General features: G+C 36.7%; 24 protein-coding genes. 10 read left to right on the top strand and 14 right to left on the bottom strand.

Going from position 1 to position 23,918, the window contains the following annotated elements:
* Positions 1-24: 24 nt before the first annotated feature.
* The 4 genes from KBJ98_RS07345 to KBJ98_RS07330 all read left to right on the top strand — a co-directional run bounded on the left by KBJ98_RS07345 (position 25) and on the right by KBJ98_RS07330 (position 5,755).
* Positions 25-1,674: a glycoside hydrolase family 16 protein gene (locus KBJ98_RS07345; RefSeq protein ID WP_210789114.1), complete on the top strand. Its 1,650-nt coding sequence runs from the start codon at positions 25-27 to the stop codon at positions 1,672-1,674.
* A gap of 73 nt (positions 1,675-1,747) precedes the next feature.
* Positions 1,748-4,042 (top strand): beta-glucosidase BglX, encoded by a 2,295-nt coding sequence (gene bglX / locus KBJ98_RS07340; RefSeq protein ID WP_210789112.1) that lies wholly within the window; start codon positions 1,748-1,750, stop codon positions 4,040-4,042.
* Positions 4,043-4,048: 6 nt separating this feature from the next.
* Positions 4,049-4,804 (top strand): glycoside hydrolase family 16 protein, encoded by a 756-nt coding sequence (locus KBJ98_RS07335; RefSeq protein WP_210789111.1) that lies wholly within the window; start codon positions 4,049-4,051, stop codon positions 4,802-4,804.
* A 366-nt stretch (positions 4,805-5,170) separates the two neighbouring features.
* The gene (locus KBJ98_RS07330) at positions 5,171-5,755 is read left to right on the top strand and encodes an RNA polymerase sigma factor (protein ID WP_166137343.1); all 585 of its coding nucleotides are present in this window, start codon (positions 5,171-5,173) and stop codon (positions 5,753-5,755) included.
* A 271-nt stretch (positions 5,756-6,026) separates the two neighbouring features.
* On the opposite strand, the gene KBJ98_RS07325 is transcribed toward KBJ98_RS07330, so the two are convergent.
* The gene (locus tag KBJ98_RS07325) at positions 6,027-6,680 is read right to left on the bottom strand and encodes an endonuclease III domain-containing protein (protein WP_210789109.1); all 654 of its coding nucleotides are present in this window, start codon (positions 6,678-6,680) and stop codon (positions 6,027-6,029) included.
* A gap of 230 nt (positions 6,681-6,910) precedes the next feature.
* Between KBJ98_RS07325 and bcp the strand changes: the two genes are divergently transcribed.
* Positions 6,911-7,363 (top strand): thioredoxin-dependent thiol peroxidase, encoded by a 453-nt coding sequence (gene bcp, locus KBJ98_RS07320; protein ID WP_210789107.1) that lies wholly within the window; start codon positions 6,911-6,913, stop codon positions 7,361-7,363.
* Between the two features lie 118 nt (positions 7,364-7,481).
* Here the strand turns inward: bcp and KBJ98_RS07315 are convergent, their stop codons facing one another.
* The gene (locus tag KBJ98_RS07315) at positions 7,482-8,942 is read right to left on the bottom strand and encodes a TonB-dependent receptor (RefSeq protein WP_210789105.1); all 1,461 of its coding nucleotides are present in this window, start codon (positions 8,940-8,942) and stop codon (positions 7,482-7,484) included.
* A 94-nt stretch (positions 8,943-9,036) separates the two neighbouring features.
* Here KBJ98_RS07315 and KBJ98_RS07310 point away from each other — a divergent pair, with 94 nt between their 5' ends.
* Both KBJ98_RS07310 and KBJ98_RS07305 read left to right on the top strand, forming a co-directional pair.
* On the top strand, positions 9,037-9,801 hold the full coding sequence (locus KBJ98_RS07310) for an MBL fold metallo-hydrolase (RefSeq protein WP_210789104.1): 765 nt from the start codon (positions 9,037-9,039) through the stop codon (positions 9,799-9,801).
* An 11-nt stretch (positions 9,802-9,812) separates the two neighbouring features.
* Positions 9,813-10,313: a hypothetical protein gene (locus tag KBJ98_RS07305; protein ID WP_210789103.1), complete on the top strand. Its 501-nt coding sequence runs from the start codon at positions 9,813-9,815 to the stop codon at positions 10,311-10,313.
* 57 nt (positions 10,314-10,370) lie between these two features.
* Here KBJ98_RS07305 and KBJ98_RS07300 read toward each other — a convergent pair whose 3' ends face one another.
* The 4 genes from KBJ98_RS07300 to KBJ98_RS07285 form a co-directional block, all read right to left on the bottom strand.
* Entirely contained in the window at positions 10,371-11,015 is a 645-nt protein-coding gene (locus KBJ98_RS07300) for an alpha/beta hydrolase (RefSeq protein WP_210789102.1), read from the bottom strand.
* A gap of 66 nt (positions 11,016-11,081) precedes the next feature.
* On the bottom strand, positions 11,082-11,414 hold the full coding sequence (locus KBJ98_RS07295) for a hypothetical protein (RefSeq protein WP_166137366.1): 333 nt from the start codon (positions 11,412-11,414) through the stop codon (positions 11,082-11,084).
* Complete coding sequence (locus KBJ98_RS07290) at positions 11,414-12,670, bottom strand: dihydroorotase (protein ID WP_210789101.1); 1,257 nt, start codon at positions 12,668-12,670, stop codon at positions 11,414-11,416. The genes KBJ98_RS07295 and KBJ98_RS07290 overlap by 1 nt, the downstream gene beginning before the upstream one ends.
* A 31-nt stretch (positions 12,671-12,701) precedes the next feature.
* Positions 12,702-14,624, bottom strand: coding sequence for a vWA domain-containing protein (locus tag KBJ98_RS07285; protein ID WP_210789100.1), 1,923 nt, complete (start codon positions 14,622-14,624; stop codon positions 12,702-12,704).
* A 181-nt stretch (positions 14,625-14,805) separates the two neighbouring features.
* Here KBJ98_RS07285 and KBJ98_RS07280 point away from each other — a divergent pair, with 181 nt between their 5' ends.
* A complete protein-coding gene (locus KBJ98_RS07280; protein WP_210789098.1) occupies positions 14,806-15,918 on the top strand; it encodes a lactonase family protein in 1,113 nt (370 codons plus the stop codon).
* Between the two features lie 82 nt (positions 15,919-16,000).
* Here the strand turns inward: KBJ98_RS07280 and KBJ98_RS07275 are convergent, their stop codons facing one another.
* The 3 genes from KBJ98_RS07275 to KBJ98_RS07265 all read right to left on the bottom strand — a co-directional run bounded on the left by KBJ98_RS07275 (position 16,001) and on the right by KBJ98_RS07265 (position 19,042).
* Positions 16,001-17,353 carry a DEAD/DEAH box helicase gene (locus KBJ98_RS07275; protein WP_210789096.1) on the bottom strand — a complete coding sequence of 451 codons (1,353 nt, stop codon included), beginning with the start codon at positions 17,351-17,353 and terminating at the stop codon, positions 16,001-16,003.
* Between the two features lie 65 nt (positions 17,354-17,418).
* On the bottom strand, positions 17,419-18,183 hold the full coding sequence (locus KBJ98_RS07270; RefSeq protein ID WP_210789094.1) for a TIGR02757 family protein: 765 nt from the start codon (positions 18,181-18,183) through the stop codon (positions 17,419-17,421).
* Positions 18,184-18,355: 172 nt separating this feature from the next.
* Positions 18,356-19,042: an ABC transporter ATP-binding protein gene (locus KBJ98_RS07265; RefSeq protein ID WP_210789092.1), complete on the bottom strand. Its 687-nt coding sequence runs from the start codon at positions 19,040-19,042 to the stop codon at positions 18,356-18,358.
* Between the two features lie 148 nt (positions 19,043-19,190).
* Here KBJ98_RS07265 and msrA point away from each other — a divergent pair, with 148 nt between their 5' ends.
* On the top strand, positions 19,191-19,838 hold the full coding sequence (gene msrA / locus KBJ98_RS07260; protein ID WP_210789091.1) for a peptide-methionine (S)-S-oxide reductase MsrA: 648 nt from the start codon (positions 19,191-19,193) through the stop codon (positions 19,836-19,838).
* Positions 19,839-19,887: 49 nt separating this feature from the next.
* Complete coding sequence (locus KBJ98_RS07255; protein ID WP_210789090.1) at positions 19,888-20,187, top strand: hypothetical protein; 300 nt, start codon at positions 19,888-19,890, stop codon at positions 20,185-20,187.
* Positions 20,188-20,196: 9 nt separating this feature from the next.
* Here KBJ98_RS07255 and KBJ98_RS07250 read toward each other — a convergent pair whose 3' ends face one another.
* From KBJ98_RS07250 to serC, 5 genes are all read right to left on the bottom strand, one after another.
* Positions 20,197-20,499 (bottom strand): DUF6787 family protein, encoded by a 303-nt coding sequence (locus KBJ98_RS07250; protein WP_166137394.1) that lies wholly within the window; start codon positions 20,497-20,499, stop codon positions 20,197-20,199.
* Between the two features lie 33 nt (positions 20,500-20,532).
* Entirely contained in the window at positions 20,533-20,967 is a 435-nt protein-coding gene (locus KBJ98_RS07245; protein ID WP_210789302.1) for a DUF6146 family protein, read from the bottom strand.
* A gap of 95 nt (positions 20,968-21,062) precedes the next feature.
* A complete protein-coding gene (locus KBJ98_RS07240; RefSeq protein ID WP_210789089.1) occupies positions 21,063-21,626 on the bottom strand; it encodes a DUF937 domain-containing protein in 564 nt (187 codons plus the stop codon).
* A gap of 97 nt (positions 21,627-21,723) precedes the next feature.
* Positions 21,724-22,674: a D-2-hydroxyacid dehydrogenase gene (locus KBJ98_RS07235; RefSeq protein WP_210789088.1), complete on the bottom strand. Its 951-nt coding sequence runs from the start codon at positions 22,672-22,674 to the stop codon at positions 21,724-21,726.
* 170 nt (positions 22,675-22,844) lie between these two features.
* Entirely contained in the window at positions 22,845-23,915 is a 1,071-nt protein-coding gene (gene serC / locus KBJ98_RS07230; protein ID WP_210789087.1) for a 3-phosphoserine/phosphohydroxythreonine transaminase, read from the bottom strand.
* Positions 23,916-23,918 lie beyond the last annotated feature (3 nt).

Below are 23,918 nucleotides of genomic sequence, written 5' to 3'. Positions count from 1 at the left end.
AATAAGATTTAAAAAAATAAAAAAATGAAAAAATTAATATCAAACATTGTAGCTCTCTTTGCCCTTCTGCTGATGGTCAATTGTCAAGAGGATAATTTAGGCTTTGGGTCAATTAATGCCCCTTCTGGACTTCAAATAACAGCTGAAGTTGTGGGTAAAACGGCAGCTCTTCCAAACGGTGACGGTTCAGGAAAAGTGAAGTTTGTTAGTAAAGCTGATGATGCCATTTCGTACAAGTATATTTTTAGTGATGGTACTTCTAAAAATGTTCCTAGTGGTGTTTTTGAAAATACCTTTAGTACACCAGGAACAGTAACTTATACGGTAACTGTTATTGCCTCTGGAGCAGGTGGAGTTAGTTCAAGTAGTACTATTGAAGTAACTGTTTTTAGTGAATACGATGATCCAATCGCAGTGCAACGTCTTACTGGTGGTACTTCAAGGAAATGGTACTGGGCACAAAGCGAGCCAGGACATTTAGGTGTAGGACCAAATGTGGCTTGGGCTGATCCTACTTTTGGTAAACAAAATTATTTCCCAGCATTTTATAGTGCTGCGGCAAATGAAAAATCAGCAACTTGTATGTACAACAGCGTTATGACATTTTCACTAGTTGGTAAACAAATGAAATTTGAACTGGATAATAAGGGACAAACTTTTTATAACGGTGCTTTTAAAGGCGGAGGGGATGATGCCTGCTACCCATTAAACACTAGTGGTTTAAAAACAGTTACCTTGAGCAAATCAGAATCTTTTGTTTCTAAAAATCCAGATGCGAAAACACAAACAAGAGGGACAATTCTCAATATTGCTGATGGCGGTTTCATGGGGTATTTTGTTGGAGCTAGCTCTTACGAAATCTTAAGTATTACTGACAATCGTATGACTGTACGTGTAATTCAATCAGGAAATCCATTCCTAGCTTGGTACCATACTTTTACGACATCGCCAGCAGGTTCAGTGGTGAATCCAACGCCTGTAACGGATTATACCGTGTTAAAATTTTCAGATGAATTTAATGTAGATGGTGCTCCAGACCCAACAAAATGGGGTTACGATTTAGGTACTGGTACAAACGGTTGGGGTAATAACGAATCTCAAAGTTATACTAGCGCAGCCGATAACGTCCTGATATCAAACGGAACTTTGAAAATTACTGCTAAAAAAGTAGGATCAAGTTACACCTCTGCTCGTATTAAAACAGAAAATAAATTTGAATTTACTTACGGTAAAATCGAAGTAAGAGCTAAACTTCCAATCGGGCGTGGAACTTGGCCTGCAATCTGGTCTCTTGGTGAAAATTATGCAACCAATCCTTGGCCTGCCTGTGGTGAAATTGACTATATGGAACACAGAGGAAACGAACAAAATGTTATACATGGTTCCTTACATTATCCAGGTAATTTCGGTGGTAGCGCGAATACAGCAAAAACATCAATTCCTAATGTTTCAACGGAGTTTCATATTTACAAAACCATCTGGAGTCCAACTTCTATTAAAATTTATGTTGATGACACTTTAGTACACTCAGTAAATAACACAGGTAGTTTGCCTTTCAATAAGGATTTCTTCTTGATAATGAATGTGGCTATGGGTGGTACTTTTGGTGGTGCAATAGATCCGGCTTTCATGCAATCAGCAATGGAGGTTGACTACGTTCGAGTTTACCAATAGCGGTATATTTATAAATCAATTAATAAAAGGTAGGTATCATTACCTACCTTTTGTTTTTTAAAATAAGACTAAAATGAAACATTCATTTATATATCTGGCAGTTTGTGTGAGCGTTGTGGTGGCTTGTAGTAAACAAACATTGCAAGCTCCAGTAAGTACGAAAACATCCAATCCTTTGGACCGTAAAGTTGATTCTGTCCTCAACTTAATGACGTTGTCTGAAAAAGTAGGTCAACTCAATCAGTACAATGGTTTTTGGGATATCACTGGGCCTACACCAAAAGAAGGTCAAGCAGCCAAAAAATACGACGATTTAAAAAAGGGCTTGGTAGGATCTATGCTCAACGTAAAAGGGGTAAAGGATGTACGTGCCTTGCAAAAAATAGCTGTTGAAGAAACTCGTTTGGGTATTCCTTTAATTTTTGGGTTTGATGTCATTCATGGATACAAAACCATAAGTCCAATTCCGTTAGCTGAAGCAGCTAGCTGGGATTTAGTAGCGATCAAAAAATCTGCTGCAATTGCAGCCGAGGAATCTGCAGCAGTAGGCTTAAATTGGACTTTTGCACCTATGGTTGATGTAGCGCGAGATGCCCGTTGGGGTCGCGTGATGGAAGGCGCTGGCGAAGATCCGTTTTTAGGAAGTAAAATCGCAGTAGCTCGTGTGCAAGGTTTTCAAGGAACGGATTTAGCAGCAACCAACACTATTTTGGCCTGCGCGAAACATTTTGCAGGTTATGCTTTCGCCGAATCAGGGCGCGATTATAACACAGTTGATATCAGCGAATCAGTTTTGCAAAATACTATTTTTCCTCCGTTCAAAGCGGCCGCTGATGCTGGTGTTCGTACATTCATGAATTCATTCAATGAGTTAAATGGCGTGCCTGCAACAGGAAGTGCTTACCTGCAAAGAGAAATCTTGAAAAAAGATTGGAATTTCGACGGATTCGTGGTTTCTGATTGGGGTTCTATTAACGAAATGATTCCACACGGATTTGCAAAAGATAGCAAACATGCCGCTGAATTAGCTATCAACGCAGGTTCTGATATGGATATGGAATCTTCGGCATACGTGGATCATTTGGTTCAATTAGTTAAAGAAGGCAAGGTTAAAGAAGCGACAATCAACGATGCTGCCAGACGAATTTTGAAAGTAAAATTCGAATTGGGATTGTTTGATGATCCGTACAAATATTGTGATGAAAATCGTGAGAAAACAACAGTTGGAAAGCAAGAGTTTCATGATGGCGTTTTAGATGTGGCTAAGAAGTCTATCGTTTTATTAAAAAATAAAAAAAACTTGTTGCCTTTACAAAAATCAGGTCAAAAAATTGCAATTATTGGAGCACTTGCCGCTGATAAAACAAGTCCACTCGGAAGTTGGCGCATTGCTGCTGATGACAATACCGCAGTTTCTGTTATTGAAGGGATGCAAAAATATACAGGAAACCAAATCACCTACGTTAAAGGTGCAGATGTAGCTGTGGGAAGAACGCAGTTTATTTGGGAAACTAATATTAATATGACGGACAAAAGTGGTTTCCCTGAGGCGGTTGCTACTGCAAAAAAAGCAGATGTTGTGGTAATGGTTTTAGGCGAGCACGGTTTGCAATCAGGTGAAGGGCGTAGTAGAGCCAACATCGATTTACCGGGAGTACAACAAGAATTATTAGAGGAAGTTTACAAAGTGAACCCAAATGTTGTTTTGGTACTCAATAACGGTCGTCCGTTAGCATTGCCTTGGGCAGATGAGAATATTCCAGCTATTGTCGAGGCTTGGCAATTGGGTACGCAAAGTGGTAATGCTATTGCACAAGTACTTTATGGTGACTACAATCCAAGTGGTAAGTTGCCAATGACTTTCCCACGTAGTGTAGGGCAGTTGCCTTTGTATTACAATGCTAAAAATACGGGACGACCTACAATGAACGAACCTGAGAGTGTTTTTTGGTCGCATTTTATTGATGAGAAAAATACACCTTTGTATCCATTTGGACATGGTTTAAGCTATTCTAAATTTGAATATTCTGATTTAAAACTAAGCGCTAATTCTTTTGGTGTAAACGGAAAAATTGAAGTTTCAGTTACCTTGAAAAACAACAGTAAAATAGCTGGTAAAGAGGTGGTTCAATTGTATATTCGGGATTTAATTGGTAGCACAACACGTCCTATTAAAGAGTTAAAAGGATTTGAAATGATCGAACTTCAACCTAACGAATCAAAAAAAGTAACTTTTACAATTGATGAAAAAACCATTGAATATTTTACCGCTAACCGCAAATGGGAGGCCGAAGCGGGCGATTTTAAAGTGTTTGTAGGCGGAAGTTCAGCAACGGTTTTAGAAAGTAGTTTTCAATTTGTAAAATAAGTAAAGATGAAAAAATACATCCTTTTTTTGATAATGATTGTGCAATATAGTTTTGCACAACAGCAACGAAAATTAGTTTGGGAAGAGAATTTTAACGGGTCAAGTTTGAATGAAAAGGATTGGAATTTTGAGCTTGGAGACGGTTGTCCGAACTGTGGTTGGGGCAATAATGAACGCCAATTGTACACGAAAACAAACCATAAAGTAGCTAACAATCAATTGACAATTGTGGGTAAAAAAGAAGGTAATACCTATACTTCCACTCGCATCACAACCCAAGGCAAAAAAGAATTCCAGTACGGACGTTTTGAGGCTCGAGCTAAATTGCCAGTCGGACAAGGAGTTTGGCCAGCATTCTGGATGCTAGGGTCTAATATCAAACAAGTAGGATGGCCACTTTGCGGTGAAATTGATATTCTTGAATACGTGGGCAAAGAGCCTCACATGGTTTTCACTTCGTTACACACGCAAGCCAGTCACGGTAATACGATCAATACTAAAAAAACAAAGTTTGAAAATATTGAAAAGGGATTTCACATCTATGCAGTAGAATGGACAAAGGATAAAATGGATTTTTTCGTAGACGATCAATTGGTATATACCTTTCAACCAGAACAAAAAACGGAAGCAACTTGGCCTTACAATCAACCATTCTATCTAATTGTAAATATGGCAATAGGTGGCAATTTTGGCGGACCCGAGGTTGATGATACTATCTTACCACAAGAATTTGTGATTGATTATATCAGAGTTTATCAATAACCGATTCAAATTTTTTAAGCAAGGAGTTAATGCTTATTTTTTTAAAAAAATAGTTTCATACTATAAAAGCTGTTGTTCGTTTTACGAGCAGCAGCTTTTTATTTGAACAGAGTTGAGATGTCAAATAATCTTGAAGAGATGAAAAACACGGTCTTACATCTTAGCTTTTAAGCAAACAAAGTTAAATCTAGTTCTATAAATTAACATTTTTTGCTATCAAAATGTTAACTTTTCTTGATTTTAGTTGCAACTTGAAAAAAAAAATAGCTATTTTTGATTAATAAATTAACGCAAAACATACTGCCTATAACAGAACAATACTTTTTAGAACATTATTTCAATAAATTACCACTAAAAAGTACTATTATGGTTAGTATACAACTTCCTGACGCGTCATTAATCAAAGAATATATCGATGGAAACGAGGATGCACTAGCAAAACTCATCAAAAGACACGAATCTAAGATTTACGGTTTTATTTATTCAAAAGTCCCAGATCGCGATGTAACCAACGATATTTTTCAAGATACTTTTATAAAAGTCATCAACACCCTTAAGTCTAATTCGTATAACGAAGAAGGTAAATTTTTGCCTTGGGTCATGCGTATTGCTCACAATTTAATCATTGATCATTTTCGTAAATCTAAAAAAATGCCGCTTTTTAGAGAAACCGAAGAATTCTCTATTTTTTCGATCATGACTGATGAATCATTAACGGTAGAAAATCAAATTATTGCTGATCAAGTGCAATTAGATATCAAAAAATTAATCGAAGAGCTGCCTGATGATCAAAAAGAGGTTTTAATTATGCGCATGTATCAAGACATGAGCTTCAAAGAAATAGCCGAAACTACGGGGGTTAGTATCAATACAGCTCTTGGGCGCATGCGTTATGCATTACTCAATTTGCGTAAAGTGATTGATAAACATCAAATAGTTTTAACGGCCTAGCAATATTAGCCAAAGTATAGCGTTATCATAGAAACAAAATATTGTATTCTATGGCAAAAATTTACTCTAAAAAATTGCAGACAAATGCTGTAATGAAACCCAAAAAAGAAACAATTTCTTTTTTACTTAATTATTCAAAAGCATTGCATTTAATGCAAACCAAAGATCAAAAATTTCTGATAATAGCAAATTAAATGGCTTGAATAATCTATCGATTTTTAATAAGTATAAAAAAACCACTTTCTAGTTGATGAAAGTGGTTTTTTTATGTTTACTTCCCTTTGTGAAAACTATCAATAACTGTTTTTCTTCCAATGGTTTTGGTAATAATATCGCGCTCTAAATCCCAACCACGAGCGGGCGAATATTCACGTCCGTACCAAATAATTTGCAAGTGCAAGTCGTTCCATGTAGCTTCAGGAAAAAGGCGTTTGGCATCTTTTTCAGTCTGAACCACATTTTTACCATTGGTTAAATTCCATCGGTACATCAAGCGGTGAATGTGCGTATCAACCGGAAAAGCAGGCACACCAAAAGCTTGTGACATTACCACACTCGCAGTTTTATGACCCACCGCAGGCAATTCCTCCAAGGCTTCAAAACTTTGCGGTACCTCGCCATTATATTTGTCAATTAAAATATGAGATAAACCATGAATTCCCTTCGATTTCATTGGCGATAAGCCACAAGGCCGAATGATTTCTTTAATTTCGTCAACGGTCATTTTCACCATGTCAAACGGGTTATCTGCCTTCGCAAAAAGTAAAGGTGTAATTTGATTGACCCTAACATCGGTGCACTGTGCCGAGAGTAAAACGGCAATTAATAGCGTATACGGATCCTTATGATCTAGCGGAATCGGTATGGTAGGATATAATTCTTTTAACGTATTTATAACAAAAGTTACACGTTCCTGTTTGTTCATTTTCGTACATTTAACTCAGGTAAAATTAGCAAAAATTTTAAGAGGAGCCTAATCCAGCTGTACATTGCAAGTCCTCCTTCAAAACACTTTTTTTCTAGAATGCTAAAGTAGCTTCCTGCCGGTCGCTCTTTATCATCCTGAAAAAAATAGTGTTTTTCAGTCCGGGCTTTACATTTCCATCTGGGGCATACCTCAATAAAAAACACAAATAGAAGTAAAATCCACAATCCATGACAACATTAAAAAAAGGCGATGCCGCTCCCGCATTTACAGGAACCGATCAAGACGGAAATACCCATCAATTAGCTGATTACGCAGGTAAAAAACTAGTAGTTTTCTTTTATCCAAAAGCTAGTACACCAGGTTGTACTGCTGAGGCTTGTGATTTAAGAGATAATTTTGAGCGCTTTCAAGCAAATAACTATGCTATACTAGGCGTAAGCGCTGATTCGGCCAAAGCACAAGCAAAGTTTAAAGACAAGTATGAATTTCCTTTCCCTTTATTAGCTGACGAAGATAAAGCTGTAATTCAGGCTTTTGGAGTTTGGGGTCCTAAAAAATTCATGGGCAAAGAGTACGATGGCATTCACCGTACCACCTTTATTATAGATGAAAAGGGAATTATCGATGAGGTAATTTCTGATGTAAAAACGAAAGCGCACGCTGCTCAAATTTTGAAATAAAAATTACATACACATTCAAGCAAAGCATTTGATTTCGAAGATTGCTTGGGTTGACAGAAACAAAAAACCTTGTTAGTAAATGCTAACAAGGTTTTTTTATATCGTTCAAAGTGAATCTTTAATTGACTTCTTTTAAAATTTTATTTGGGTCGTAACCAAACAATTGATGTTCCTTTATAATTTCTGCAATACCTGAAGGTAGCATACTTTCCCAACCTGGTTTTCCATTGTTAATCATATTCAATACTTGACGAGAAAACACCTCCAAAATTGTAGGGTCATAGTCGTCAATATCGACTACTTTACCATTAAATTTAAAGAACTTGTAAAGTTCCTTCATTCTAGGATGTACTTTTAGGTTATCAGAATTGATAATAACACCATCTTCACCCATCATAGGATATAAAAACACCTTCATATCGCGGTAAAATAGTTTACCAAAGGCTTCTAAAATACCACCGCTTAAGTGACGATAGTATTTTTCGTCAAAAATATCAACCAAGTTGTTTACACCTAGCGCCAATCCCATGCGAGCTTTGGTATAGTTAGCAAAATACTCAACCACTTTGTAATATTCTTGAAAGTTCGATATCATTACCGTTTGTCCGAGAGAACAAAGCAATTCGGCACGATCCATGAAATCTCTTTCGTCAATTTCACCATCCGATCGCAAATTCGAAAGTGTTATTTCAAAAACCACCAAGGTATTGTCTTTATCGACCTTGTTTTCATTTAGGAACATTTTTAATGATTTCTCATACATGTCCATATTTACCTTAGTAACAGGTCTAAAACTTCCTCTGAAAGCCAAGATATTCTTCTTGTACAAAATGGCAGCAGGTAAAATATTTTTCCCGTCAGGATTAAACATCACCGCATCAGTCATTCCGTTTTTAACCAACTGTAAACTCATCAGACGGTTATCTACATCAGCAAAGCGTGGTCCCGAAAAGTTTATGGTATCAATTTCGAGTTGGTCTTTATCTAAGTGGTCATATAAATAACGCAGCAAACGCTTAGGATCGTTGTATTTGTAAAAGGCACCATAAATTAAGTTAACACCTAAAATACCTAAAGTTTCTTGTTGTAAACGCACATCGGTTTCTTTAAAACGGATATGCAATATGATTTCGTTGTAGTCTTCGTCAGGTTCAATTTGGTAACTAATTCCTACCCAGCCATGGCCTTTAAATTGTTTCGCAAAATCGATAGTAGCTACGGTGTTGGCATAACTAAAAAACATTTTATTAGGATGCTTTTCTCTGCTCAAACGTTTTTCAATCAAATTGACCTCGTGGGTTAACATTTTTTTGAGTCGGCTCTCAGTGACATAACGCCCATCCGATTCTACACCATAAACGGCATCACTAAAGTCTTTGTCATAAGCTGACATTGCTTTTGCAATAGTTCCAGATGACCCACCAGCTCTAAAAAAATGACGCACTGTTTCTTGTCCAGCACCAATTTCAGCAAAAGTTCCGTATATATTTTCGTTCAAATTGATACGAAGTGCTTTGTCTTTAATCGAAGGTATTTGTTCGATGATTTTATCACCTTTTAATTTAATTGCTGTATCCATTTTTGTTTACTATGGCTAATATGTTGCAAAGTTAATGAAATAGGTTATCAAAGAAAGAGAATTAACCCTATTTTTGCAATAAAAAGCGATAAAGTTGAAGGTAAATTTTTTAGGAACTGGCACCTCACAAGGCATCCCCGTAATAGGTAGCGATCACCCTGTTTGTAAAAGTACTGATAGTAAGGATAAAAGGCTGCGCGTATCCATTTGGTTGGCATGGGAGCAGCATTCTTTCGTAATTGATTGCGGCCCCGATTTTAGACAGCAAATGTTGCGTTCCAATTGTCAAAAAGTAGATGGTATTTTGTTTACCCACGAACATGCAGACCATACTTCTGGATTAGATGATATTCGCCCTTTTAACTTCAAGCAAGGCGAAATTCCAGTTTATGCACATCAGCGAGTTTTAGATAACTTGCAGGAGCGTTTTGCTTACGTTTTTGAAACTGTAAACAAATATCCCGGAGCTCCTTCGGTACGCACTATTCCGGTTCAAAATAACGTTCCATTTGTTTTAGGCGGAAAATCAATTATTCCGATCAATGTGCTGCACGGAAACTTACAAGTTTTTGGTTATCGAGTGGACGATTTTGCTTATTTAACGGACGTAAAAACGATTGAAAAAGCCGAAATTGAAAAGTTAAAAGGAGTAAAAGTGTTGGTGGTTAATGCTTTGCGCGAAGAGCCACATGATACACATTTCAATTTGAAAGAAGCTTTAGATTTCATAAATTTGGTACAGCCAGAGCAGGCCTATTTAACGCACATTAGTCATGTGATGGGCTTTCATGAGGAGGTACAAAAAAAATTACCGCCCAATGTTTTCTTGGCATTTGATACCCTAGAAATTACTATTTAACAATTTACAAAATGAAAAATTCTTTCTTGCTTTATCTTACAATTTTGGCCGTTTTATCAACTCTTTTTACTTATATGTTTTTGAGTAATCAAGTAAATTTTGAGCAAAAGCGCTACGAAAAAACAACTAAAAAATTACGTGATAGTTTAACTTTAGTGACAAATCAATTGGCTGACGCTGATTATTTTTCGTTAAACAAAAATGAAAATGCGCAGAACTATTTAGAAGCTAGTTTTCCAGACAAAAGCATTCAATACGAAAAGTTAATTCCTGTAGTTACTGAAAAATTATTAGACTTTAACTCTAATCCAAAAGGGAATCCTTACACAGGTCAGGATCAAATTGGAGCCAATAAATTCGTGATTAATAAAGTAAAAATTTTAAACCACCGTTGGATTATTGCAGATTATAGTGATGGCGAACGTTGGGGCGAAGTTCTTTTGAAATACTTTATCAATGAAGATGACAGTATTTCATTTGAGGTTAACCAGTCGTTTATTTATCAGAAGTAAAAATCAAAAAAAAATCGCAGTAAAGAATTTAATTCCTACTGCGATTTTTTTATTTTTTTATTCTTGTAACCAAGCTTTAAAGTCATAAAAATTTTGTGGTGCTACTCCATGGCCAACAGCATATTCTTTGTAGGTTATAGGAATACCATATTTTTCGATTATTGCAGGTGTTTTTCTGGCCCAATCAATAGGGATTACTTGGTCTACCGTGCCATGTGAGGCAAATATTTTTAAGTTGTTAAAACTGTTTTTTAAGTAATCAGCGGTTGCCATTTCAAGATTTACATAACCACTCATAGCAACAATTCGTTGCACTGTTTCTGGGTACGATAAAGCTACGGCATAACTTAAAATTGCTCCTTGGCTGAAACCGATTAAAGAAACATCTTGTTTATTAATTGGGTAATTTTCTATTAGTTCTTCAATAAAATTTTTGATACGGTCTCTAGATTCTTGTCCTTGACCAACATCTGAAAATTTATTTTCATCTGCATCAAAGTTGATGGCGTACCAAGCATAGCTGCCATATTGCAAATCATACGGAGCTCTTGCAGAAACCACATAATATTCGTCTGGCAATTCTTCTGCAAATGAGAATAAATCAGCTTCGTTACTGCCGTAACCGTGCAATAATAACAATAATGGATTTTGAGCTTCAATTTTTTTGGGCTCTCTAATTTTATATTCTAAAGATAAATTCATGATGTGTGTTTTAAGGAATACTGAAATCCTGTTTTTTTTCAGTTAAATAGTGGCTTCTAACTTCGTTTATGAAATATTAGAAAGCCATTTTTGATATAAATTACCCAATAGTGGTAATGGTTTCATTTCGCCTCTTATGGCAGATGTAATCCCATACGACCACAAAACTAAAATGAAAATCCACATTGGAGCGGAGATCATCATACTATCAAAGTTACTAATGATAAGGCCAAGTGAAAAGAAAGTAAGTGTGAGTCCGAGCCCTTGTCGGATGTGAAATGAGGCAAAGGCACTTTTATCTTCGGAGTTCATTGACATAGCAATAAAAACGCCAATCCCTAAAATATAACTTGTAATCGCGGCTGTTTTTCCTGAATTAGACTGATTTGTTGGTGTCATTATTTGTTTAAAATTAATTGTCCTTGGTTTACAATTCCGTATGCTTTTCCTTTAATTGAGCTACCTAAAAAAGCAGAATTTTTCGATTTTGATAGTATGTTTTCTTTTTGAAAGATATCATCTCCATCAGGATTGAATAAGCTAAGCGAAGCTGTTGCTCCTTCCATTATACTGTGCGACTTGATGCCAAAAGTAGCTTTTCCAGCGGTTAATTTCTCAATAACTAGCTCTAGAGGAAGCACAGTTAGTAAGCTTGAAAAAGCGCTTTCTAAACCTATCGTTCCATATTTTGCGCCGTCAAATTCCATTTTTTTGTGTTCAATATCAATCGGATTATGGTCAGATGTAATTATGTCAATGGTCCCATCGTGAATACCTTCCAAGAGGGCTTTTCGGTCAGTTTCGCTACGCAGCGGTGGCAAAACCTTAAAACGGGTATCAAAACCATCAAGCTTTTCATCGGTCAAAACTAAGTTGTGTACTGCAACGCTACAAGTAACTTGCAATCCTTTTACTTTAGCTTCTTTAATTAATTCAACTGATTTTTGAGTAGAGATGGTAGGAATGTGCAATTTTCCGCCTGTGTATTCCAATAAATATAAATTTCGTGCTACTTGTAATTCTTCAGCTAAACTTGGTATTCCCTTCAGACCTAAACGAGTTGAAACATTACCTTCATGCACTACACCATGTCCTTTTAGCGTATTGTCTTGACAAAAAGTAATCACTAAACCATCAAAATCTTGTACGTATTGCAAAGCGATTTTTAATAAATTTGCATTAGCAATACTTTTGTTATAATCTCCAAACGCAATTGCTCCAGCGTTTTTCATATCGAACATTTCAGCCATATCAGTGCCTTCGCTTCCTTTACTTAATGCGCCAATCGGGTAGAGTTCAGTGGCTGCATTTTTAGCTTTTGAAAGTACAAAATTGATTTGTGATTGATTGTCAATAACAGGATTGGTGTTAGGTTGCAAAGCTACGGCTGTGAATCCACTTTTAGCAGCTACCAAAAGCCCATTGGCTAAAGTTTCTCTTTCTTCAAAACCAGGTTCACCTAACGAAACACTACTGTCAAACCAACCTTGAGAAACGTGCAAATTTTCTAGTTGAAGTTCTTCAATATTATCAGGATTGGCTAATGCCGTTTCTATTTTTTGCAGTAAACCATCAACGATTAAAAGATCAGTAGTCTGGTTGTGGAATGGACTTGTAGGATCGATAATCTTGGCATTTCTGATGATTAATTTCATGATTGGATAAAGTTAAGCAAGGTGTGTGTTGTTATTTTACGAATCGAATTATCGCCATTTCAGTCAGTGCTAGCAATAGCGCAAAGATAGCAAACCATTTCCATATTTGATTATCGGTTCTGTTGGTTTGTACGGCATCAAAAAAGGATTCTATAGATGATTCGGTGTCAAAATCCGATAGAGAATTTTGGTTGGTTTGAGAAAGATCGCTTTCGTTTCGATTGTAATTAAAGCTGATGTTTTCAATCCACTGTTTTTTATTGTAAATCCTGAAATTTCCTGCTTGTTGCGGATATTCTGTAAAACTCATTTTGACTTTGTTACTCAAAATTTGTTGCACCGGAATAAAAGGTTCGCCAGGACCTTTTACTTCAAGGATTGCATCTTTTGATAAGGTTACGGGTGTAATATGAGGTTGATCGTTTCCGATAGTCTGAGCTAAGCTACCATTTGATTGCTGTAAAGTAGCGAGTTTGTAAAAAGTGGGAACAATTAAAGGCGATTGCTGAAAATTAGAATTTTCAGTATTTAGTGGCGCTGCAAATACAGCCAAAGCACCAACTGGATTGATAATAGCTGTTAAAAATGCCGATTGATCTTCATACCACAAAGCCGCAGGATTATTACTTGATAGCTTAAAGCTGGCTTTGGTTTTAGGAAACTGGAAGTTGGTAATTTTCTCTTCAAAAACCGCATTAAAAACTGGATGATCAAAATTGATTTTGGTAATTTGTTTTTCATTCGCTGCCCAATCAGTCAACTGTAAGTTACTCACTTTTGCTAAAAATGGATTCGTATCCTTTGTATTGGCTGCAGGGATAAGAATAACACTTCCTCCCTTGTTAATAAATGATTGTAATGTTGTACTCAATGCTTGCGGAATGGCATCAATTTCATTCAAGACAATAGCATTTTGCTCTTCAATGCTGTTATAGTCCAAAGCAGAAAGCGCACTGTTTCGAAAACTAAATTCGGGAGCGGTGTAAATGCGGGATAAAAATTCGCTCTTTGATTCATCTCCAATACTTAATACACTTGTTTTTTTCATTTCAGCAATACTAAAATAATAGGTGTTGTCATAAGCTAAACCATCGTCGCTGATAGAAGCATAACCATGAAAAGCTTGTTTGGGAATAGTAAACGGAATGGATTGTTTAGAACCTTTAAGTGTTACTGATGTTTTGGCTATCAATTTATTTTCATTGTATAAAGCCACTGGAATACGATCCATGTCTGAACCATAGTTTGAAATTTCAACACTAATTTCATAGAAATTGGAAACAGCTTTTTTGATAAAAACACTATCAATCGATACATTAGTTTTTTGCTCTGCCTCCGGAATTATCAACAATGGATTTGCGTCTTTCGATACGCTTTTAAGTGCTTTTACATCTAAATCTACTGCATCGGTGATAATGACAATATCTTTCTTGAAAGCTGATTTTCGGGCTTTGATTTGTGATAAAAGAGCTTCAACATTTAAAGGTGTTGCGCTGTACTCTAAATTTTGTAAAGCGTTCGTAATCGTTTTGATATCGGTATTCCAAAAATTCTCTGTATTTGTGAGTAATGAAAACGTAGTTTGCTCCGGTGCGTGTTCCAGTAAATCTTGCACGGCTCGTTTTAATAATTCTCCCTTTTTGCCTTTGGCTTGCATGCTATAAGAATTGTCAAGCACGATGTACAATTCGTTATTAGCATTTTTACTGTCTTTGGAGTCAAAAAAAGGTTGGGCAAAAGCCAAAATTAAAGCTGTTAAAAGCAAGCAGCGACAAGCCAAGAGCAACCACTTTTTTAGGGTCGAACTTTTTCTGGATTGAATAGAAAGTGCTTGTAAAAAGCGAACATTGGTGAAATATTCTTTTTTAAATCGTCTAAGTTGAAACAGATGCACCACTATGGGTATGAGGAGCAAAAACAGGAAATATAAAAATTCAGGATGTTTAAAATGCATTCGTAAGCGGTGTTTAAAGCTTTGCAAGTCAATTGCAAGGGCATTTGTTTACTTTTCGGAATCAAAAATACAAATTTGTGAACAGATTAATGGTATTGCGCTTTTATTTTTCGGTGCTTGATTCAAAGTGTTAAACGTACACATATAATGTGTATTTTAGCTACTTAATACCATTTCAAACATGAAAAAAAAATTTATACTTATTATAGCGTTTCTGTTTATATCGGCTACTTATGCACAAAAAAACAAATTGAATTTACTCATAGGTACCTATACACAAGGGTGTGATAGTAAGGGGATTTATGTTTACGATTTTGACAGCAAGACCGGTGATTTTAATTTGAAAAACACTTCAGCTCCAACTGTGAATCCGAGTTTTTTGACAGTGTCTAATGATAATAAATTTGTTTATGCGGTAAATGAATTTGGAAGTAAAAGTAGCGTTAGCGCTTTTAGTTACGATGCGAGTTCTGCACAGTTGCAATTACTAAATACACAGCCGTCAGAAGGAGCTGATCCTTGTCATATAATTACAGACGGCCCGAATGTGATGGTGGCCAATTACAGTGGTGGTAGTATTACTGTTTTTAAAAAGAAATCCGATGGAAGTCTTTCAGCAGCCAATCAACTAATTTCTCATAAAGGCAAAGGACCAAATACCCAGCGACAAGAAGGTCCTCATGTACATATGTTGCATTTTTCGCCGGATAAAAAATATGCGCTAGCAACCGATTTAGGGACAGATACCGTGACGCTCTACGCTTACAATCCTAATTCAGAAAAGGATGTTTTAACACAAACAGCTGTTGTTGCTGTAAAATCGGGTAGCGGGCCAAGGCATTTAACCTTTAGTCCTAATGGGAAATACATGTATTTATTACAAGAACTTACTGCTGCTTTGTCCGTTTTTGAATATGGAAACGGTCAATTAAAATTAATTCAAGAAACTTCATTACTTTCTCCAGATTTTAAAGGTAGTTTTAGCGCAGCCGACTTGCATTTTTCTCTTGACGGAAAATTTTTATATGCCTCAAATCGTGGAGAAGCCAATACCATTTCGATTTTTAAAGTCGAAAAAAACGGTTTATTAAAAGGGCAAGAGCATCAAAGCTCATTAGGTAAAGGGCCTCGTAACTTTGTAATTGATCCAAGCGGTAATTTTTTACTAGTCGGGCATCAATATACGAATGAAGTAGTTGTTTTTAAACGAAATAAAAAAACAGGAAGTTTAACCGCAACGGGCGAGAAGATCTCTTTATGCGCACCAGTTTGTTTGGTCTTTACAAAGCAGTAAATAGTCTGTGGAAACAAAAAAGGCTAAAAATACAATTGCATTTTTAGCCTTTTTTATGGTATGTAGAGAACTAATAAAAGTATTATTTATTGCTGTCTTTCTTCTTTTTAGCTCTCGTTTTTAGCATGTTTCTATTCACTGATCCGTGTGTTTTTTTCTTTGTTACGCCAGGACCTCCGAGATTTACCTTTTTATTCTTCTTGCTTTTTTCCTGAAAAGCACCATCGCCGGCTAGTTTTTGTTTTTTCATCAAAAACTTAATCGGTTGTCTATCTTTTTCCGGTTCGATTAATTTGCTTGAAATCTCGACTGTTTCTGGGAAAGGTTCTAAGGCCAATTCCATATTCATTAACAATTCTACTTCAATTTTCTTTTCTTCTTCGCGAGGAGCTATAAAACTTATTGCTGTACCTGTTGCATCGGCACGACCAGTTCTACCAATACGGTGCATGTACAATTCAGGTAGTTCAGGCATTTCAAAATTGACAACGTGCGTAATGTTAGAAATATCTAGTCCTCTTGCCATGATATCAGTAGTAATCAAACCACGTAAATTGCCTTCTTGAAAAGAAGCCATAGTGCTCAAACGATAATTTTGAGATTTGTTGGAGTGAATTACCCCAAATTGACCTTCAAAATCTTCCTCGATGCGCTCGTGCAAGAGATCAGATATTTTTTTATTGTTTACAAATACCAACAAGCGACTCATATCTTCTGTAGTTGAAAGTAGGTGTTTTAGCAAATTAACTTTAGTATTAAAATTAGGTACGTGATACGTAATTTGTGTAATGTTTTCAAGTGGTGTTCCTGATGCTGAAAGGGTAACTTCTTCAGGATAATCAAAATAATCATTCAAAATAGCATCTACTTCATCTGTCATGGTAGCCGAGAAGAGAATGTTTTGACGTTTTTTGGGCATCATGGCCAAAATTGCAGTTAGTTGAGTGCGGAAACCCAAGTTGAGCATTTCATCAAATTCGTCAATGACTAATTTTTGCATTTCCTCAAATCGGATCACATTGTCCAAGGTAAGGTCCATGATACGTCCCGGAGTACCCACAAGAATATCACATCCTTGGTAGACAGTAGTTTTTTGGGTATTGATGTTTACACCACCGAAAATACCAATAGTACGAACCGACATGTATTTGGTTAGCTTTTCAACCTCTTCAACTACTTGTACAACCAATTCACGTGTAGGAACCAAAATCACGATTTTTGGTGTGTGGCCAGGTGTGAATTTGTATAACTTCAGTAAAGGTAATAAGTAGGCAAATGTTTTTCCTGTACCTGTTTGTGCAATTCCCATCATATCGCGTCCTGACATAATTACAGAAAAAGTTTTTTCCTGAATTGGAGTTGGAGTGGTAAATCCTAAATCATCAATTGCTTTTTGTACAGATTTAGGGAGTTTGAATTGTTCGAAAGTACTCATTTGCTTAAATTTTGTGCAAAGATAGTCTTTTTACAAGGAATGTGGCAAAGGCAGTTTGTTTTGGATTAAAAGCCTTCAAAAACACCTAACCCAAACAAAGCAAAATCGTATTTTACAGGATCATTGGGGTCAAATTCTCTTAGCTTGGCATCTAGCTCGGCTAAGGCTTTGCCATCGTTTTGTTTTCGATTTAAAATACCCAATCTACGTGCTACATTGCCAGAGTGCACATCCAAAGGGCAAGATAGGGCAGCGGGTGAAATGCTTTTCCAAATGCCTAAATCTACTCCTTTATTGTCTTGTCGAACCATCCAACGTAGGTACATGTTAATCCGTTTTGCTGCTGAATTATTCAAAGGATCAGAGATGTGTTTTTGTGTACGTGGCAAATGCGGAATCGAAAAGAAAGTTTTCTTGAATTCAGATATACTTTTTTGCACGGATTGTGCTTCTTGATTTTGTGCAAAAACAGCCTCAAGTCCACCGTGTTTTTTATAAATGTGTTGCAATGATTTTATGAAGCCTATGAAATCTTGGCCGTTGAAGGTGCGGTGCACAAAATTATTGAGGCGTTCTAGATCACTTTCGCTGTGCGACATTACAAAATCAAAAGGTGCATTTCCCATTAAATCGAGCATGCGATGTGAGTTTTGAATGATCATTTTACGGTTGCCCCAGGCGATAGTAGCACTTAGAAAGCCTGCAATTTCGATGTCTTCTTTTTGTGAAAAAAGATGCGGAATTTGAACTGGATCACTGTCAATAAAATCAAGAGTGTTGTATTGTATGACTTTTTCGTCTAAAAAATCTTTGAGTTCAGTTGAAGTCATGGTTAAGAGGTAGCTGAATGAAATTAATTACGCGTGTTTATTGCAGTTTTCCCAGCCCAGATAGGAACGGCATCTCCCTATTTTAAAAAACAAGGCTTTTTCGGCCGTAGTTTTTTGATCGGGAATATAGTGGATAGCTGGAAATCGAAGATTCAGCGGAGCTAATTAGCTCCTAATTACTAATTTGCCCGTCTACCATAATTAATTTTCTGTCGGCCATATTGGCTAGCTCCTCGTTGTGTGTTACGATGACAAAAGTCTGTCCGAATTCGTCACGCAATTTAAAAAATAGCTGGTGCAAATTTTCGGCTGAGGCGGTATCTAAATTCCCTGATGGCTCATCGGCAAAAATCACAGCTGGTTTGTTGATTAAAGCTCTAGCGACTGCCACACGCTGCTGCTCTCCGCCAGAAAGTGCGTTCGGTTTATGATGAATGCGGTGCGCTAAACCAAGATAGGTGAGGAGTTTGATCGCTTCGCCCTCGGTTTCTTTTTTTGATTTTTTGGCAATCAAAGCGGGGATGCATACGTTTTCAAGTGCAGTGAACTCTGGTAAAAGTTGATGAAATTGAAAAATAAAACCCAAGTTGAGGTTTCTAAATTGCGACAAAGTCGTGTCTTTCATTTTCGTGATATCCTGCCCGTTGATTAGTAATGAGCATTCGCCTAGCGCTGCATGATGCTTGCTTGCCGCTACAGTGGGTTTGTCTAAGGTACCTAATAGTTGTAGCAAAGTTGTTTTTCCGGCTCCTGACGCGCCTACAATTGATACGATTTCACCTTGTTTAATATGTAAATCGACTCCTTCTAGAACGTGTAATTGGTCGTAATATTTATGCAAATTGGTAGCTTGGATCATTTTTTGAAACTGTTTTGACAAAGAAACAAAGATTTTAAGTATTATTAAATAGATCCTTTGTAATTTTAGTTTAACAAACGATAAACTTTAGTTAAGAACGAGGGCAGGACTGTTGCATATCTTGTAACTTTGATTTAAAAATTACACTATGAAAAAAATGATAGGTGTTTTTTTGGCATTACTTCCTTTTTCATTTTGTGCCAAAGAAAAAACAGTAATAGTACCTAAAAGTATAGAAAAAAATAATATGGAAATTCAAAAAGATTGGGATGTAGCCACATTTGCGGGTGGCTGTTTTTGGTGTACCGAAGCGGTATTTTTACAGCTAGATGGCGTAACTAAAGTGGTTTCAGGATACATTGGCGGACGCACATTGAATCCGACTTATCAAGAAATAAGCGGCGGTATGACAGGCCATGCCGAGGCGATTGAAATTACATTTGATCCTAAAAAAATAACGTATGGCGAATTGCTAGAAATATTTTTTGCCACACACGATCCAACAACATTGAATCGTCAGGGTGCTGATTCAGGAACACAATACCGCAGCGAGATTTTTTACCACAATGAGGCTCAAAAACAATTAGCCACAGATTACATTGCGTTAATGACTAGCGAAAATACTTTTGGGAAGCCTATTGTAACTCAAATTTCTCCGGCTACTGCTTTTTATGTTGCTGAGGATTACCATCAGAATTATTACAATCAAAATAAAACGCAAGGTTATTGCAGTTACGTAATTACCCCTAAAATTGAGAAATTGCAAAAAATGTACAAAGACAAGCTCAAAAAATAATTGGCATTAGATTTGTAACTGCTTTGTGAAATATTAAAAAGTAATACAAATGAATAAGTCTGTTGCTATTCCTAAAACCCATTCCAAAATGCGTCTTTTGGCTCTGAGTATTATATTTGATGCTATCGGAATGTTGTCATTAACAATTCCGTTTCTTGGCGAATTTTCAGATGTAATTTGGGCGCCATTCGCTGGATTTTTAATGACTCGAATGTACAAAGGAACTTTAGGAAAAGTTGGTGGTATTTTGGCATTTGTCGAAGAGGTGTTGCCATTCTCTGATTTTGTACCCACCTTTACACTAGCTTGGCTATATAAATATGTTATCAAAAAGGAAAACGCCCAATGAGGCGTTTTTTTATTCTTTTAATAAAAATCCCAAGCCAATACGGCGAAGCATTTTCTTTTCGAATGTCCAAAAGAATTTGAATTGCCCGAATATAAAACCTATTAGTACCAACAAAACCTGATAAATAGGAAATACTAATAAGAATCTTAGCGGATAATAACCCCAACCAAGAGTTTCTTTGGTAATGCCTATCCAAACGCACAGAGGCTTAGAAAGCCATGCAGAGGCAGAGCCCGTGATAGCGAAAACAATAAAAATTATCGTTAGTTGGTAATTGCTAGTAACACCCCAACGTTGTTTGAGTTTATTCATTTTTGTTTAATAGTCGATACAAATATACTGACATTATCTCACCGGAACAAAACCATAAAGCTGCTGTTTGTATGTGTTTTGAAAATAAATCATGTAATTGTAAATAAGATAATTCACTTCGTAGCCGTAGTTAATATTTGGATCGTAATTAATTGGCATTTCGTATAAGTTAGGATTGTATCGCATTGGCTGTCTAGCGCGGTTATTCCACTCAGTTACATACATAAAATTTTTGCTTTCTAAAAACGACTGTGAATGGTAATTGCGCGGCAGAGCTACAGAAGTCAGCCAAGCATTAAATCCAGGTTCAATAATGATCACTTCGTATTCTAACTCTTCATTGGCAATACGAACGGTATCGCCTACTGTTGCGGTTGGCTTTTTAAAACTTGTATCATGTGGCTTTACAGCGGTACAGCTAAGAATAACGAGTGCAAATACAAGTAAAATCCAAGAGGTTTTTTTGATCGTCATGATTTTTATTTTAAAAGTACAATATAAAAACACCTATTACTAAATATTTAACAAAAAAAAATCACCCAATTGAGTGATTTTTAATGTTTTTATTTGCCAAATAGCTTTCCAAGTATACTGCCAATGCCGCCACTTTTACCAGATACAGCAGCCATGGCATCGCTAATATCTACTTTTCCGTCTGCATTTTGATCTAGGCCAAATTGGCCACCGTACTTAGAAACTGCATCCATAATGCTAGAACCATTTGCTCCGCTTCCTGAAATAGCAGCTATGATATCCGAAATTTGGAAACTACTATCGTTAGGATCTTTGGCTTTGTTGACTAGCGAGCTAAGGATTTGCGGAATTAAGTTTGCTGCCACACCAGCTGCGGTTTCGCTATTAATTCCAAATTTTTGACCCAAGCTTCCTGTGAGTTGTTCGGTTAGTTTTTGAACTACAGGATTGGTTGCGTTTTGAGCATTGTTACCTTGAAATAGTGATGCTAATTGTTCCACGCCGCCTTCTGAAGCTATTTTTTGTAAGCCAGAAAAAATAGAACCACTTGCTTCTTGAATTACGGCATCGTTTTGTTCGTTTGGAATTGCATTGTTTTTTACAACTGATTCTACTCCAAACTGTTGTGCTAATTGGGTTAATTGTTCTAACATAGGTTTTGATGTTGTTTAGTTTTCAAAGCTAAATAAAAAAAAGGATTTATTTCATTGAAATAAATCCTTTTTAAGTAAGGCCTGAAATCCTATTTTGTTATGCCAAAAGGCTGATGATTTGTTGTGCCAATTCAGTACCAATACGGTCTTGAGCCTCGCCAGTTGCTGCACCAATATGTGGTGTTAACGAAATTTTTGGGTGCATTAAAATGCCCATTTCAGGAGTTGGTTCGCTCTCAAAAACGTCTAATCCTGCAAACAATACTTTGCCGCTATCCAAGGCTTTTACCAAAGCTACTTCATCAATTACACCGCCACGCGCGCAGTTTACAATGCCCACTTCGTTTTTCATGATGCTCAATTCTTTTTCACCAATAATATAGCCGTCTTGTGCAGGTACGTGAAGAGTGATGAAATCAGCTTCTTTAAAAACGCTTTCTAAACTTTGAGTTACAATAGTAGTAGTAATTGATTGACCGTCAAAAAACGATACAGTAACATCCACTTGAGGAATAAAACTATCCGCTGCAATTACCTTCATGCCTAAGCCCAAAGCCATTTTTGCAGTAGCTTGACCAATGCGGCCAATACCAACAATTCCTAATGTTTTGCCTCTAAGTTCAATACCATTTGCGTATGCTTTTTTAAGTCCGTCAAAGTTCGTATCGCCTTCAAGTGGCATATTTCTATTCGAATCATGCAAGAAACGTACTCCTGTAAATAAATGTGCAAATACCAATTCTGCAACCGATTCTGATGAGGAAGCCGGTGTATTGATCACATGAATGCCTTTGCTTTTAGCATAATCTACATCTATATTATCCATTCCTACGCCACCACGACCAATAATTTTTAGTCCCGGACAAGCATCAATAATATCCTTACGAACTTTGGTTGCGCTACGCACCAAAACAACGCTCACATTATTTTCATTAACAAAATTAGCCACTTGCTCTTGAGCTACTTTGGTTGTAATTACTTCAAATCCGCCTTGTTCTAAGGCAAGAATTCCGCTTTTTGAAATTCCGTCGTTTGCTAATACTTTCATTTTTTTATATTTTAAAAATCCAGAACGATTTTCTAGTTATTTATTTTTTTAGGAGCTATTTCCCGCTTTCCATTGCAATCTTTTATGTTTTTAAAGAAAAAACATAAAAGGATTTCCATTACAATCGGGGCTAGAGCCTATTGCTTTTGTAGTTCGTTTTTTCTGGGCTATTATACTTTCGTTTCTAAAGCTTTCATCACATCAACTAAAACTTGTACACTTTCAAGAGGTAATGCGTTGTACATAGAGGCACGGTAACCACCTACACTGCGGTGACCCGGAAGTCCAGAGATACCAGCTGCTTTCCACATTTCATCAAAAATTGGCGCATGTGCTTCATCATTCAATAAAAAAGTAGCATTCATCGCTGATCTATCCGCAACGGCAGCGGCGCCTTTGAACAATGGGTTGCGATCAATTTCTGAATACAACAAATTTGCTTTAGCGTTGTTTTGCTTTTCAATGGCAGCAATTCCACCTAAATTTTTTAACCATTGCAAAGTCAATAATGAAGTGTACACCGGGAAAACAGGTGGCGTATTATACATACTTTCGGCTTTAATATGTTTGCTGTAATCCAACATGCTTGGTATATCGCGTCCGCTTTTCCCTAGGATTGATTCTTTTACCACAACAAGTGTAGTTCCAGCAGGCCCCATGTTTTTTTGTGCGCCTGCATAAATCAAATCAAATTGAGAAAAATCTAATACTCTCGAGAAAATATCCGAACTCATATCGCACACTACCGGCACTTCAGTAGTTGGAAAAGTTTTCATTTGTGTACCAAAAATGGTATTGTTGCTCGTGCAGTGAAAATAATCGGCATCAGTAGGAATGCTATAACCGGTTGGGATGTGGTTGTAGTTATCGTCTTTTGAAGATCCTACCACTACGGTTTCACCAAATAGTTTGGCTTCTTTGATAGCTCCTGCTGCCCAAGTACCCGTATCTAAATAGGCAGCTTTTCCGTCTACTTTCATTAAGTTATAAGGAATCATAACAAATTCTAAACTTGCTCCTCCTGCTAGAAATAAAGCTTGGTAGCCTTTTCCTTCAAGGCCTAATAATTCAAGTACCAAAGCTCTTGCTTGGTCCATCACTGCTACAAAGTCTTTGCTTCGGTGTGAGATTTCTAATAGTGATAGTCCGGAGTCGTTAAAATTAAGGATGGCTTGTGCTGATTTTTCAAAAACTTCTTGCGGTAAAATGCAAGGTCCTGCGCTGTAGTTGTGTTTTTTCATGGT

Source organism: Flavobacterium erciyesense (assembly GCF_018069925.1).
In the GTDB taxonomy this organism is placed as follows: Bacteria; Bacteroidota; Bacteroidia; order Flavobacteriales; family Flavobacteriaceae; genus Flavobacterium; species Flavobacterium erciyesense.
This window is presented reverse-complemented; position numbering and strand designations above follow the sequence as displayed.

Coding starts and splice junctions, on each gene's coding strand:
- KBJ98_RS07335 (WP_210789111.1), top strand. CDS start 4,049: ATGAAAAAATACATCCTTTTTTTGATAATGATTGTGCAATATAGTTTT.
- KBJ98_RS07290 (WP_210789101.1), bottom strand. CDS start 12,670: ATGAAATTAATCATCAGAAATGCCAAGATTATCGATCCTACAAGTCCA.
- serC (WP_210789087.1), bottom strand. CDS start 23,915: ATGAAAAAACACAACTACAGCGCAGGACCTTGCATTTTACCGCAAGAA.
- msrA (WP_210789091.1), top strand. CDS start 19,191: ATGAAAAAAATGATAGGTGTTTTTTTGGCATTACTTCCTTTTTCATTT.
- KBJ98_RS07305 (WP_210789103.1), top strand. CDS start 9,813: ATGAAAAATTCTTTCTTGCTTTATCTTACAATTTTGGCCGTTTTATCA.
- KBJ98_RS07250 (WP_166137394.1), bottom strand. CDS start 20,499: ATGAATAAACTCAAACAACGTTGGGGTGTTACTAGCAATTACCAACTA.
- KBJ98_RS07235 (WP_210789088.1), bottom strand. CDS start 22,674: ATGAAAGTATTAGCAAACGACGGAATTTCAAAAAGCGGAATTCTTGCC.
- KBJ98_RS07295 (WP_166137366.1), bottom strand. CDS start 11,414: ATGACACCAACAAATCAGTCTAATTCAGGAAAAACAGCCGCGATTACA.
- KBJ98_RS07330 (WP_166137343.1), top strand. CDS start 5,171: ATGGTTAGTATACAACTTCCTGACGCGTCATTAATCAAAGAATATATC.
- KBJ98_RS07240 (WP_210789089.1), bottom strand. CDS start 21,626: ATGTTAGAACAATTAACCCAATTAGCACAACAGTTTGGAGTAGAATCA.
- KBJ98_RS07345 (WP_210789114.1), top strand. CDS start 25: ATGAAAAAATTAATATCAAACATTGTAGCTCTCTTTGCCCTTCTGCTG.
- bglX (WP_210789112.1), top strand. CDS start 1,748: ATGAAACATTCATTTATATATCTGGCAGTTTGTGTGAGCGTTGTGGTG.
- KBJ98_RS07275 (WP_210789096.1), bottom strand. CDS start 17,353: ATGAGTACTTTCGAACAATTCAAACTCCCTAAATCTGTACAAAAAGCA.
- KBJ98_RS07270 (WP_210789094.1), bottom strand. CDS start 18,183: ATGACTTCAACTGAACTCAAAGATTTTTTAGACGAAAAAGTCATACAA.
- KBJ98_RS07255 (WP_210789090.1), top strand. CDS start 19,888: ATGAATAAGTCTGTTGCTATTCCTAAAACCCATTCCAAAATGCGTCTT.
- bcp (WP_210789107.1), top strand. CDS start 6,911: ATGACAACATTAAAAAAAGGCGATGCCGCTCCCGCATTTACAGGAACC.
- KBJ98_RS07280 (WP_210789098.1), top strand. CDS start 14,806: ATGAAAAAAAAATTTATACTTATTATAGCGTTTCTGTTTATATCGGCT.
- KBJ98_RS07265 (WP_210789092.1), bottom strand. CDS start 19,042: ATGATCCAAGCTACCAATTTGCATAAATATTACGACCAATTACACGTT.
- KBJ98_RS07300 (WP_210789102.1), bottom strand. CDS start 11,015: ATGAATTTATCTTTAGAATATAAAATTAGAGAGCCCAAAAAAATTGAA.
- KBJ98_RS07285 (WP_210789100.1), bottom strand. CDS start 14,624: ATGCATTTTAAACATCCTGAATTTTTATATTTCCTGTTTTTGCTCCTC.
- KBJ98_RS07325 (WP_210789109.1), bottom strand. CDS start 6,680: ATGAACAAACAGGAACGTGTAACTTTTGTTATAAATACGTTAAAAGAA.
- KBJ98_RS07315 (WP_210789105.1), bottom strand. CDS start 8,942: ATGGATACAGCAATTAAATTAAAAGGTGATAAAATCATCGAACAAATA.